A 12,934-nucleotide genomic window follows, 5' to 3' on the forward strand; every position below is an offset into this window, starting at 1 on the left:
GAGCGCCGGCCGCAGCCGAAACTGCGGCGGGCAAAATGCCCATTGGAGAAGAAGCCGCGATGCGTGATCAGGCCAGTGGCCCGCGCGTTTTGCTGAAACGGCTCCGCGAGCTCATGCAAGAGCCGCTGGAGCCGCAGGAGCGGCTTGACCGCATTGTGCGCGACATCGCCTCCAACATGGTCGCCGAAGTGTGCTCGCTCTACGTGTTGCGCGCCGACTCGGTGCTCGAACTCTACGCCACCGAGGGTCTGAACCCGAACGCCGTCCACCTGGCGCAGTTGCGGCTGGGGCAAGGTCTGGTCGGCACGATCGCGGCAAGCGCGCGGCCGCTGAACCTCTCCAACGCGCAGGAACATCCGGCCTTCGCCTACTTGCCGGAGACTGGCGAAGAAATCTACAACTCCTTCCTTGGCGTCCCGGTGCTGCGGGCAGGGCGCACGCTCGGCGTTCTGGTTGTCCAGAACAAGACCATGCGCCATTACCGCGACGACGAGGTCGAGGCGCTGGAAACCACGGCGATGGTCATTGCCGAGATGATCGCCACCGGCGATCTGGCGCGGCTGACCCGGCCCGGGCTCGAACTCGATTTGCGCCGCCCGGTCAGCTTCACCGGCCTGTCGTTCAATGAAGGCGTCGGGCTTGGTCACGTCGTGCTGCACGAGCCGCGCATCGTCGTCACCAATCTGTTCAACGAGGACAGCGAGGAAGAAGTTCGGCGGCTCGAAAGCTCGCTCGGTTCGCTCCGGCTCTCCATCGACGACATGCTGGAGCGCCGCGACGTCGCCTTCGAGGGCGAGCATCGCCAGGTGCTTGAAGCCTATCGCATGTTCGCCAACGATCGCGGCTGGGTGCGCCGGCTGGAAGAGGCGATCCGCAACGGCCTGACGGCCGAGGCCGCCGTGGAAAAAGTGCAGAGCGACATGCGCGCCCGCATGCTGCACATGACCGATCCCTATCTGCGCGAGCGAATGAGCGATTTCGACGACCTCGCCAACCGGCTGCTGCGCCAGCTGATGGGGCGCGGGCCGGAGGATGTCGCCGCCTCGCTGCCGAAGGACGCCATCATCGTCGCCCGCTCGATGGGGGCCGCCGAACTGCTCGACTATCCCGGGGAGAAGATGCGCGGGCTGGTGCTCGAGGATGGTGCCGCCACCAGCCACGTCGTCATCGTCGCGCGCGCCATGGGCATCCCCGTCGCCGGCCAGATGAAGGGCGCCGTTTCCATGGCGGAAAATGGCGACGCCATCATCGTCGATGGCGAAGAGGGCGTGATCCATCTGCGGCCGCAGCCCGATCTCGAGGCCGCCTATGCCGAGAAGGTGCGGTTCCGGGCTCGCCGGCAAGAGGTTTACCGCGAGCTGCGCAAAAAGCCCTCGATGACCAAGGATGGGGTGCAGGTCGACCTTCTGATGAATGCAGGACTTGCCGTCGACCTGCCGCAACTTGCCGAGGCCGGAGCGGCCGGCATCGGCCTGTTCCGCACAGAACTGCAGTTCATGGTCGCTTCGACGTTTCCCCGTGCCGAGGCCCAGGAGCGGCTCTATCGCGACGTGCTCGACGCGGCGCGCGACAAGCCGGTCACCTTCCGCACCATCGATATCGGCGGTGACAAGGTGCTGCCCTATTTCAAGGGCTCCATCCAGGAAGAGAACCCGGCGCTCGGCTGGCGGGCGATTCGTCTCACCCTCGACCGACCGGGGTTGCTGCGCACCCAGATCCGCGCCTTGCTCAAGGCCAGTGGCGGGCGTGAGCTCAAGCTGATGCTGCCGATGGTGACCGAGCTTGGCGAGATTGCCCAGGCGCGCGAGATCATCGACCGCGAGGTGCGGCATCTGTCGCGTTTTGCGCACCATCTGCCGACCAGCCTCAAGCTGGGCGCCATGCTGGAGGTGCCGTCGCTTCTGTTCCAGCTCGACGAATTGATGAAGGCGGTGGACTTCGTTTCGGTCGGTTCGAACGACCTCTTCCAGTTCGTCATGGCGGTCGACCGCGGCAACACACAATTGGCCAACCGTTTCGATACGCTGTCGGCGCCTTTCCTGCGCGTCCTGAAGCAGATCGCCGATGCCGGCGTCCGTAACCACACGCCGGTGACGCTGTGCGGCGAACTCGCCGGCAAGCCGATCTCGGCGATGGCGCTGATCGGTCTCGGTTTTCGCTCGATCTCGATGTCGCCGGCCTCGATCGGCCCCGTCAAGGCGATGCTGACGGAACTGCCGCTGGAGGAATTGGAGGCGTTCTTCGACGACAATCTCATGGCGCCGGCGCAGGGGCTGCCGATGCGGGCGCTGCTGCAGGCCTTTGCCGACGACCGCTCGATCCCATTGTAGCGCCCTGATCATGGTCAATTTGCCCCGCGATCGTATGGATCAAGTCGTCAAGCGTTTCGAGATGCTCGAAGCGCAGATGTCGGCCGGGCCGGCGCCGGATGCCTATGTGCGGATGGCGTCGGAATATGCCGAAATCCAGGACATGGTGGCAAAGGTCAGGGCGCTGCGCGCGGCCGAGCATGAGCAGGCCGACCTCGAAGCGATGCTTGCCGACAAGGGCACCGATGCCGAGATGCGAGCTCTGGCGGAGGCCGACCTGCCGGAGGTTGAGGAGCGCATCGAGGCGCTGCAGAAGGACATCCAGATCCTGCTGCTGCCCAAGGATGCCGCCGACGACAAGAACGCCATTCTCGAAATCCGCGCCGGTACCGGCGGCGACGAGGCGGCACTCTTCGCCGGCGACCTGTTTCGCATGTATGAGCGCTACGCCGCCGCGCGGGGCTGGCGGTTCGAGACAGTGTCGGCCAGCGATGGCGATGCTGGCGGCTTCAAGGAAATCATCGCCACGGTGTCGGGCAGGGGCGTCTTTGCCCACCTGAAGTTCGAATCCGGCGTGCATCGCGTGCAGCGTGTGCCGGCGACCGAGGCGAGCGGGCGCATCCACACGTCGGCGGCGACAGTGGCCGTGCTGCCGGAAGCGGAAGAAGTCGACATCGACATAAAGGCCGAAGACATCCGTATCGACACGATGCGTGCCTCCGGCTCCGGCGGCCAGCACGTCAACACCACCGATTCTGCCGTCCGCATCACCCATTTGCCGACCGGCATCATGGTGGTGCAGGCGGAAAAGTCGCAGCACCAGAACCGCGCGAAGGCCATGCAGATCCTGCGGGCACGACTCTATGACCTGGAGCGCAGCAAGGTTGACGAGGAGCGCTCGGAATCGCGCAAATCGCAGGTCGGCTCGGGCGATCGCTCGGAGCGCATCCGCACCTATAATTTCCCGCAAGGGCGGGTCACCGACCACCGCATCAACCTGACCCTCTACAAGCTCGACCGGGTGATGATGGGTGAACTCGACGAGATTATCAACGCGCTGATCGCCGATCACCAGTCGAAGCTGCTTGCCGACATCGGCATCGATGGCTGACAAACTGCCCGAGACGCTGGGGCCGCTGCTGCGGGCAGCGCGGGCTCGGCTTGCCGCGGCCGCTGTTGATGATCCGGCGCTCGATGCGCGGCTGATCGTCGAACATTTTTCCGGCACGAGCCGCACGCAGGCGATTGCCGATCCGGAACGCAAGGTCGAGGGGAACGCTCTCGCGGCAATCGATGCCGCCTTGCGACGGCGCGCCGGCGGCGAGCCGGTGCACCGCATCCTGGGCTATCGTGAATTCTACGGCTTGCGCCTGTCGCTGTCGCCGGAAACGCTGGAACCGCGGCCAGATACGGAAACGCTGGTCGAGGCGGTGCTGCCCTTCGTCGAGGCGATTGCGGCGCGGGAGGGCGAATGCCGCATCCTTGATCTCGGCACCGGCACCGGCGCCATTGCGCTGGCACTGCTCAGTGCCGCGCCAGCCGCGATCGCCACGGGCGTTGACATTGCCGCTGGCGCGCTGGAGACGGCGAATCGCAATGCCAGGCAACTCGGGCTTGGCGGCCGGTTCACGGCGCTCCAGTCCGACTGGTTCGAAAAAGTTTCCGGCCGTTACCATGTAATTGCCGCAAACCCTCCCTATATACCATCTCAAGACATTGGAAATCTGCAGGACGAAGTCCGCGATTTCGACCCACGCCTGGCCCTTGATGGTGGCGTGGACGGGTTGGCCCCGTACAGAATCATCGCCGCCGAGGCGGCAAGGTTTCTGGAAGCCGAAGGCAGAATCGCGGTAGAGATCGGCCACACGCAGCGCAACGAGGTCAGCGAGATATTCCACGCAGCCGGCTATGCGGCCGCTGGGGTGTTTGGCGATCTTGGCGGAAACGACAGGGTTCTTGTCTTTCAACAGGGAAAGCCTTGACGCAGTGCGAAAAAAGCGCTTGGCAATACAGGGGAATGCGGCTAGGGTCGCCTCAACCGGATGAGACGAAGCAGGCAGTGCTCTTAGCGATTCGGTTTCCTTGGAAATAGCTGCCTTCTTGCGCAAACGACGCCCAAGCTTCGTGCGGGAATCGTCCGGCAAGTGATGTAACCGGAACAGGATGGCACGTGGCGCCAACGCAATCGATGCGGGCGAACGCCGGTGAAGAAACGAAACGGCTGGCTGCATGAGCGCCTCCGTTCGTGAAGAGTTTTTCGAAAATTTCAAAATGAAGAGAGTCGAATGAGGCCACAACAGCAGAACAGGCGCATGCGCGGTCGCAACAATAGTGGCGGCGGCGGTGGCAACAACAATAACAACAACAACAACCGCAAGGGGCCAAATCCCTTGACGCGCAACTACGAGAGCAACGGCCCGGACGTGAAGATTCGCGGATCGGCTCAGCAGATCGCCGAAAAATATGCCACCCTTGCCCGTGACGCGCACAGCTCCGGCGACCGGGTCATGGCGGAAAATTATCTCCAGCACGCCGAACACTACAATCGCATCATCGCGGCCGCGCAGGCGCAAATGCCGATCCAGAACGTCCAGCAGAATCGCGACGACTTCGACGATGACGGCGATGAGGATCGTGACGAGTTCGATAATGCCGGCAATAGCGGGAACGCCAATTCCGAGACACAGGTGCCCGCAGCCAGCCATGGCGCCGGTCCGCAGCCGATCATCGAAGGCATGCCGGCCGAGGTCGCGCTGAACCGCGAAAGCGGCCGCGACACGCGTGACAACAATGGCGGACGCAACAATGGCGGCCGCGACAACAATGGCGGGCGCCATCGCGATCGTCGGCCCAATGGCGGTTATGGCCAGGGTGGCCAGCGCGATTATGGTTCGTCCGCCGAGCAAGGCGGTCAACAGCAGCGCAACGAGGCCCCTATCCAGGCGGAGACCGGCTCGCCAGTTGAATCCATTGCGTCCGAATCCATTGCGGCCGAACCGGCTCCGCTGTTCGAGCATCTCTCGCCGGCCGATCTTGCCGCCCGGGCCGAACTCAACGAGGCGGCTGCCGAAAGTGGTGCCGCCCGTCGCCCGAGGCGTCCGCGCCGTCCGCGCGTCAATGCCGACCAAGTCGACGGTGGTGGCGACAATGCCGATGCCGGCGAGGTGGCCGTGGCTCCGGTCGACAGCGGCAACGCTGAGCCGGTGATCGTCGACATCGACAACTGATCGAACGGCTCTCAAGACATTGAACGGCGGGGAGAAATCTCCGCCGTTTTTGTTTTGTGCCGCGGCGGAATATTATGCGTTGACCGATATCAAAGCGTCTTGAGACAGCATGGCCTATGCACCATATCTCGGCTGAACAGGATTCGGCTCGAATGGGCGGGTCCGTCACCGCAATCTGATCCGGTGCCGCAAAGTGGGCCGGTGATGGAAGGAGACAGATATGAACCTTGAGAAATATTCCGAGCGCGTACGCGGCTTCATCCAGTCCGCACAGACCATGGCGCTCTCGCGCAACCACCAGCAATTCACTCCCGAACACATACTGAAAGTTCTCGTCGATGATGACGAGGGCTTGGTCGCTTCGCTGATCGAGCGCGCCGGCGGCAGCGTCCGCGACGTCAAACTTGCCGTCGAGGCGGCACTCGAGGCGATGCCCAAGGTCGAAGGCGGCAATGGCCAGCTCTATCTGGCACAGCCGCTGGCCAAGGTGTTTTCGACGGCGGAGGAATTGGCCAAGAAGGCCGGCGACAGCTTTGTCACGGTCGAGCGGCTGCTGCAGGCGCTCGCCATGGAGAAATCGGCCAAGACCGCCGAGATCCTGGCCAAGGCCGGCGTTACCGCGCAGGCGTTGAACCAGGTCATCAATGACCTCCGCAAGGGCCGCACCGCCGATTCGGCGAGTGCCGAGCAGGGCTACGACGCGCTGAAGAAATACGCGCGCGACCTGACCGCCGATGCCCGTGCCGGCAAGCTCGATCCGGTCATTGGCCGTGACGACGAGATCCGCCGCACCATCCAGGTGCTGTCGCGCCGCACCAAGAACAACCCGGTGCTGATCGGCGAGCCGGGCGTCGGCAAGACGGCAATCGCCGAAGGCCTGGCGCTGCGCATCGTCAACGGCGACGTGCCGGAATCGCTGAAGGACAAGCAGTTGATGGCGCTCGACATGGGCTCATTGATCGCGGGCGCCAAGTATCGCGGCGAGTTCGAGGAGCGGCTGAAGGCCGTGCTTTCGGAAGTCACCTCTGCCGCTGGCGGGATCATCCTGTTCATCGACGAGATGCACACGCTGGTCGGTGCCGGCAAGGCGGATGGCGCCATGGATGCGTCGAACCTCTTGAAGCCGGCGCTGGCGCGCGGTGAACTGCATTGCGTCGGCGCAACCACGCTGGATGAGTATCGCAAGCATGTCGAGAAGGATCCGGCTCTTGCCCGCCGTTTCCAGCCCGTGTTCGTCGACGAGCCGTCGGTGGAAGACACCGTCTCGATCCTGCGCGGCCTGAAGGAGAAATATGAGCAGCACCACAAGGTGCGTATCTCCGATTCGGCGCTGGTGGCGGCGGCGACGCTGTCCAACCGCTACATTGCCGACCGCTTCCTGCCGGACAAGGCGATCGACCTAGTCGACGAAGCCGCCTCGCGGCTGCGCATGCAGGTCGATTCCAAGCCCGAGGCGCTGGACGAAATCGATCGCCGCATCATGCAGCTCAAGATCGAACGCGAGGCTCTGAAGGTCGAGACGGATGACGCGTCGAAGGATCGGCTCGCCCGCCTGGAAAAGGAACTCGTCGGCCTCGAGGAGGAATCGACCGAGATCACCGCGAAGTGGCAGGCGGAGAAGCAGAAGCTTGGGCTGGCGGCTGACCTCAAGAAGCAGCTCGACGAGGCGCGCAACGACCTCGCCATCGCCCAGCGCAAGGGTGAATTCCAGCGCGCCGGCGAGCTTGCCTATGGCAAGATCCCGGAGCTGGAAAAGAAGCTCAAGGACGCCGAAGCCCAGGACGGCAAGGTCGGCATGGTCGAAGAGGTGGTCACCCCCGACCACGTCGCCCATATCGTCTCGCGCTGGACTGGTATTCCGGTCGACAAGATGTTGCAGGGCGAGCGCGACAAGCTGTTGCGCATGGAAGACGAGATCGGCAAGCGCGTCGTCGGCCAGGGCGAGGCGGTGCAAGCCGTCTCGAAAGCCGTGCGCCGGGCGCGTGCCGGCCTGCAGGATCCGAACCGGCCGATCGGCTCGTTCATGTTCCTCGGACCGACGGGCGTCGGCAAGACCGAACTGACCAAGGCCTTGGCCAGCTTCCTGTTCGACGACGAGAGCGCCATGGTGCGCATCGACATGTCGGAGTTCATGGAGAAGCACTCGGTCTCGCGGCTGATCGGCGCGCCTCCCGGCTATGTCGGCTACGAGGAAGGCGGCGCGCTGACCGAAGCCGTGCGGCGCCGGCCCTATCAGGTCGTGCTCTTCGACGAGATCGAGAAGGCGCATCCGGACGTGTTCAACGTGCTGCTGCAAGTGCTCGATGACGGTCGCCTGACCGACGGGCAGGGCCGTACCGTCGATTTCCGCAACACGCTGATCATCATGACGTCGAATCTCGGTGCCGAATATCTGGTCAATCTTGGCGAGGACCAGGATGTCGATCAGGTTCGCGACGAGGTGATGAACGTCGTCAAGGCTTCGTTCCGGCCGGAGTTCCTCAACCGCATCGACGAGGTGATCCTGTTCCACAGGCTGCGCCGGCAGGATATGGGCCGCATCGTCGAGATCCAGCTCAAGCGGCTGGAAAACCTGCTTGTCGACCGCAAGATCACGCTCCGCCTCGACCAGGAGGCGGTCGACTGGCTGGCGGCCAAGGGTTACGACCCGGCCTATGGCGCGCGGCCATTGAAGCGGGTGATGCAGAAGGAACTCCAGGATCCGCTGGCGGAGAAGATCCTGCTCGGCGACATCCTCGACGGCTCGACCGTCAAGGTGACAGCCGGTTCCGACCGGCTGAACTTCCGCTCGAAGCCGACGATTGTCGCGGCCGAGGCGGCAGCCTGATACAACGCCGCGCATCCAATCTGGATGCGCGGCGTTTTCATATGAACGGCGAGGGCAGGGATGACGCTGGACGACTACAACAGCTTCTGCGCCTCACTGCCTTCGACAACCCATGTCGTCCAGTGGGGCGGCGCCCATGTCTGGAAGGTCGGGACCAAGGTCTTTGCGATCGGCGGCTGGGATCAAGGCCAGCAGCTGTTCGTCACCTTCAAATGCTCCGACATTGCCTATGATGTGCTCAAGGAGCTACCGGGACTGCGGCCGGCGCCCTATCTTGCCTCTCGCGGCATGACATGGATCCAGCGTCGGACAAGCCAGAGCGTGGATGATGCTGCGCTGAAGGACTATCTGCGCGAAAGCCATCGCCTGGTTGCCCTCAAGCTGACGAAGCAGGCGCGCAAGGAACTGGGGCTTGCCGCCCGCTAGCCGACATTCATCGAGGCGCCGGGAAGCCGCCATCTTCATGCCCGGTTCATATTGGAACCATATGCTGGGTAACTGGTTTGTTGGCGAAGGGTTCGCCTCACAGGGACACTGCCGGGCGGCGGCAATTACGGACCGGAGAGTTTGGCCACCATGTTGCGGACGATCTTCACTCTCTCGGCGCTCGCCGTCGGGATACTTTCTTCAAGTGCAATGGCCGCGCCGACCGACGATACCTCGCCACGGGCTGTTCGCACTGCTGCGGCCGGCGGCATCCTTGTCGCCCAGGACGGCAATCTGGACATCTATTACGACGCCAGGGAAACCGCGTCATTGTCGATGCCGATACCGGCAAGGTGATCGCCATCCAGCCGCCGCAGACGCGGCTCGACCGTCGCGCGCTGCGCCGTGAGACAAGGCTGCGCGAGCTTGGTCGCGTCCCCGCCGAAGACGACCGCTACTACCTCGACAATCCGGAAGATATGGCGCGGTTCCGCCGCAAGCAGTTGCAAGAGGAAGGCCGGGTCATCCCGCCGCCGGCGGACGAATACGATCCCAATAGTGACAATTCCGTGGAAGCCTACCCGCCGGCGCCTCAGGACGACGGCAGCTACGACAACAATTATCCCGAGGCACCACAGCCGGCAGAGCCGCGCACCATCAAGCGTCAGCCGCTCAACGAGGCATCGATAGAACCTGTCCAGCCGGCAGCGCCCGCCGAACAGGCCGCGCCTGCCGATCAGGCGGCACTGCCACCAAAGGCTGGCGACAAGACCACTGTCGAGCCGTCGCTTTCGCTGGGAGCGCGCCAGGATGTCGCCGCACTTCAGGTGCTGCTCGACCGGGGCGGCGCTTCACCTGGCGTCATCGATGGGCGATTCGGTTCGAATGTCGACAAGGCGCTTGCCGCCTACAACGAAATCACGGGCAGCAATCTGCGATCGACCGATGCGGTCGGAATCCAGACGGCACTTGCACAATCCGGCGGCGATGCCTTCGCCAACTACACCATCACACCGGAAGATGCGGCCGGCCCCTATGTCGCCTCGATCCCGGAAGACTACAGCCAGAAGGCGCAACTCGATCGCATGGGCTACATTTCGGTGACCGAAGCGCTCGCCGAGCGCTTCCACATGGACGAGAACTATCTGAAGGCGCTCAACCCGGACGCCAACTTCAATCGTCCGGGCACGATCATCAAGGTCGCCAATTTCGGCAGGCTGGTCTCGACGCCGGTCGCCCGCATCGTCGCCGACAAGGGCAAGAAAGAGGTTTTCGCCTATGACGCGGGGGGCAAGCTGGTCGCGGCCTATCCCGCGACCATCGGCTCGTCGGATACGCCGTCACCGTCCGGTACGCACACGGTGTCGCGCGTCGCGCTCGATCCGAACTACACCTACAACCCCAACATCAATTTCAAGCAGGGCCAGAACGACAAGATCCTGACCATTCCGCCGGGCCCCAACGGCCCGGTCGGATCGGTGTGGATCGCGCTCGACAAGCCGACCTATGGCATCCACGGCACCCCGGACCCGTCGAAGATCGGAAAGACCGAAAGCCATGGCTGCGTGCGCCTGACCAACTGGGATGCGCGAGAACTCGCTAAGCTCGTCTCGCCGGGTGTCACCGTCGAGTTTGTCGACTGAAGAGCCAACGGCCTCCGCTGCGCCTCAGCCGATAATCCTGCGCACCCACTTCGCGCTTGGCGTGGCCGCGTAGATCAGTTGCACAACCAGAATGAAGCCGACGCTGAGCAACGGGGTGATCAGGCACAGTGCGGCGCCGATCGCCCACAGGATCTGCGCCTTGACGATACGCAGGTAGACCGTGTGTCGCGTCTGCGCATCGACATCTTCCGCCAGAAAGCCGCTTTGCTCCGCATAGCGCCAACTGGCGAACAGCGTGACGCCGAGCATCAGCAGATTGAGCCAGTAGACGAGCACCGCGGTCCTGAATTCGAGGAAGTCGGCCAAAAGGTCGGTCGAGAACGGTAGCAGGGCGATGAAGGCGAGAAAGCAGAGGTTCAGCGTGGCAAGCCGTCTGTCGGATTTGGCGATCAACCCATGCTGCGCCTGCTGGCCGAACCAGAAGATGGTCAGCGTCAGGAAGCTCAAGGCATAGGTCAGGAAGCGTGGCGCGAGTGCCGCGATCGCGGCAAGCAAATCGCGTTCCGAATGGATCGCCTCGTGCGCCGGGACCCTGATCTCGAGCACGATCAGGGTGAGTGCAATGGCGACACCCCGTCGGTGATGCCGACGACGCGGCCGCGTCCCTCCGCCGATGCCTCGAGTGGACGCTTCATCGATTTCTCCACGCCTGCAGCTCCCCGGAAAACTTAGCATGACTGCCACCGTTTGCATCCGGATAGGTGCCACCCTGGCGCGACGGCCGGTCTCAGGTGAGACTGGTTTCAATGACTGCAAGCCACTGGCCGGTTGTTGCCGGTGCGCTGGGGGTCTAAGCAGGGTTCCATGCATTCACCAAGCGAAGTCGCCGCGGTCCCGCTGACCAGCCCGGTCACGAACGGAACGTTCTGTCCGCAATCGCGGCGGCGGTTTGTGTTGATCGCGGCGATCCTGGCCTCGGCGCTTGGCTTCATCGACGGTTCGATCCTGGCCATCGCCATGCCGGCGATCCGCGTCAACCTCGGCGCCAGCCTTGCCGAGGCGCAATGGATTTCCAATGCCTATGCATTGACGCTCTCGGCGCTGATCCTTGCCGGCGGCGCCGCCGGCGATCGATTCGGGTTGCGCCGCGCCTTTGTGGCAGGCATTGCGCTGTTCATTGTTGCCTCGCTTGCCTGTGCCCTGGCGCCGAATGCGGCTGTGCTGATCGCGTTTCGCGCCATCCAGGGCATTGGTGCCGCGATCATGGTGCCGGGCAGCCTCGCCATCATCGCCAAGGCCTACCCGAAGAAAGAACGCGGCCGCGCGATAGGCATCTGGGCGGCGGCTTCGGCGCTGACCACGGCACTTGGCCCGGTGCTCGGCGGCCTTGTGCTTTCTGCTTTCGGCGACGGCATCTGGCGAGCAATCTTCGCCATCAACCTGCCGCTCGGCCTCATCTCGATCTACCTTCTGCTGGCCAAGATCCCGGCCGACGCGCCGACGGCGAAACGCAGTCTGGATCTTGGTGGTGCGGCGCTTGCGACATTGGCCTTCGGCGCGCTCGCCTACGGGCTGACCTCGATGAGCGCCAGCGGCGAGGGGCATATGTCGGGGCCGAGTATCGCCGCCGGCGCCGTATTGCTGGCTGTCTTCATCTTCTTCGAGCTTCGGCAGCGCGAGCCGATGATCGATCTGTCGCTGTTTCGTGTCGGCGCTTTCGCCGGCGCCAATGTCGCAACGTTCTTCCTCTATTTCGCGCTGTCGGCCAATCTTTTCTATCTGCCGATGCTGCTGATCGCCGGCTGGGGATTGAGCACGGCGGAGGTCGGCTTCATCTTCCTGCCCTTGTCGGCATCGATCGCGCTCCTGTCGGGACCGGTCGGCCTGCTCTCGGACCGGATCGGGCCGCGTTTTCCGATTGCCTGCGGCAGCCTGGTCGTGGCTCTCGCCTTCGCCGGACTTGCATTGCTCACCCATGCTGGCATCCATAATTTCTGGGCGGGAACATTTCCGCTGATGGCGCTGATGGGGCTCGGCATGGCGCTGGTGGTGTCGCCGCTGTCGACCGCGATCATGACGGCAGTGGAAGACAAGGATACGGGTGCTGCCTCCGGTATAAACAATGCCGTTTCGCGCATCGGCGGCCTGATCGCCGTGGCGGCGATGGGGTCGCTTGCAGCCTGGGTCTACGCGCATGCACTGGATGGGAATGCAATGCCCGGCGTACCGGGCTTCGGCGAACCGGCACCGGCCGGACTTGCGCCGGCACTCGATGCGGCAAGGCTCGCCGCCAGCGATGCTGCGTTTTCCGCGGTCTCCTCGGTGACAGCGCTGCTTTGCCTGCTTTCGGCTGTCATCGCGTGGACGACCATTTCCGGCGAGCGGCTGCCATGGTCGCGGCGTGCCGAAGATACGCAAGGCTGAACTTCAACCAATCAGCCGTCGATCTTGGCGCTCGCGACTTTCAGCGAATCGCTGTCTTCCTGCTTCAGCAGATCGTCGATGCGCTCGCGCTCGCGCTTGAAGGCGACAAGGTCATCG

General features: G+C 63.8%; 9 protein-coding genes and 1 pseudogene (1 of these 10 running past the window's edge). 8 read left to right on the top strand and 2 right to left on the bottom strand.

Features of this window, described 5'->3' with window-relative positions; translation table 11 throughout:
* Nucleotides 1–59: 59 nt before the first annotated feature.
* The 7 genes and pseudogenes from ptsP to AC56QQ_RS06955 all read left to right on the top strand — a co-directional run bounded on the left by ptsP (nt 60) and on the right by AC56QQ_RS06955 (nt 10,432).
* Complete coding sequence (gene ptsP, locus AC56QQ_RS06925; RefSeq protein WP_497126021.1) at nt 60–2,330, top strand: phosphoenolpyruvate--protein phosphotransferase; 2,271 nt, start codon at nt 60–62, stop codon at nt 2,328–2,330.
* Between the two features lie 10 nt (nt 2,331–2,340).
* The gene (gene prfA / locus AC56QQ_RS06930) at nt 2,341–3,420 is read left to right on the top strand and encodes a peptide chain release factor 1 (protein WP_497126022.1); all 1,080 of its coding nucleotides are present in this window, start codon (nt 2,341–2,343) and stop codon (nt 3,418–3,420) included.
* The gene (prmC, locus tag AC56QQ_RS06935; protein WP_497126023.1) at nt 3,413–4,291 is read left to right on the top strand and encodes a peptide chain release factor N(5)-glutamine methyltransferase; all 879 of its coding nucleotides are present in this window, start codon (nt 3,413–3,415) and stop codon (nt 4,289–4,291) included. Before prfA ends, prmC begins: the two co-directional genes overlap by 8 nt.
* Nucleotides 4,292–4,594: 303 nt before the next feature.
* Nucleotides 4,595–5,536, top strand: a complete 942-nt coding sequence (locus AC56QQ_RS06940; RefSeq protein WP_497126025.1) for a DUF4167 domain-containing protein — start codon at nt 4,595–4,597, stop codon at nt 5,534–5,536.
* Between the two features lie 220 nt (nt 5,537–5,756).
* Nucleotides 5,757–8,363 (top strand): ATP-dependent chaperone ClpB, encoded by a 2,607-nt coding sequence (clpB, locus tag AC56QQ_RS06945; RefSeq protein WP_497126026.1) that lies wholly within the window; start codon nt 5,757–5,759, stop codon nt 8,361–8,363.
* Nucleotides 8,364–8,423: 60 nt separating this feature from the next.
* On the top strand, nt 8,424–8,789 hold the full coding sequence (locus AC56QQ_RS06950; protein ID WP_497126028.1) for an MmcQ/YjbR family DNA-binding protein: 366 nt from the start codon (nt 8,424–8,426) through the stop codon (nt 8,787–8,789).
* Nucleotides 8,790–8,939: 150 nt separating this feature from the next.
* Nucleotides 8,940–10,432, top strand: a pseudogene (locus AC56QQ_RS06955) (L,D-transpeptidase family protein).
* A 24-nt stretch (nt 10,433–10,456) separates the two neighbouring features.
* Here the strand turns inward: AC56QQ_RS06955 and AC56QQ_RS06960 are convergent.
* A complete protein-coding gene (locus AC56QQ_RS06960; RefSeq protein ID WP_497126029.1) occupies nt 10,457–10,999 on the bottom strand; it encodes a TMEM175 family protein in 543 nt (180 codons plus the stop codon).
* A 258-nt stretch (nt 11,000–11,257) separates the two neighbouring features.
* On the opposite strand from AC56QQ_RS06960, the gene AC56QQ_RS06965 reads away from it, so the two are divergent.
* The gene (locus tag AC56QQ_RS06965) at nt 11,258–12,817 is read left to right on the top strand and encodes an MFS transporter (protein ID WP_497126030.1); all 1,560 of its coding nucleotides are present in this window, start codon (nt 11,258–11,260) and stop codon (nt 12,815–12,817) included.
* An 11-nt stretch (nt 12,818–12,828) separates the two neighbouring features.
* Here the strand turns inward: AC56QQ_RS06965 and AC56QQ_RS06970 are convergent, their stop codons facing one another.
* Nucleotides 12,829–12,934, bottom strand: partial view of a M23 family metallopeptidase gene (locus tag AC56QQ_RS06970; protein WP_489863391.1) — the 3' portion only. Its footprint extends 1,865 nt past the window's final position; the window shows 106 of its 1,971 coding nt (coding positions 1,866–1,971); its start codon lies beyond the right edge, outside the window — the gene reads right to left on this strand; its stop codon occupies nt 12,829–12,831.

It is taken from the genome of Mesorhizobium sp. RCAM 05099, from assembly GCF_059683685.1.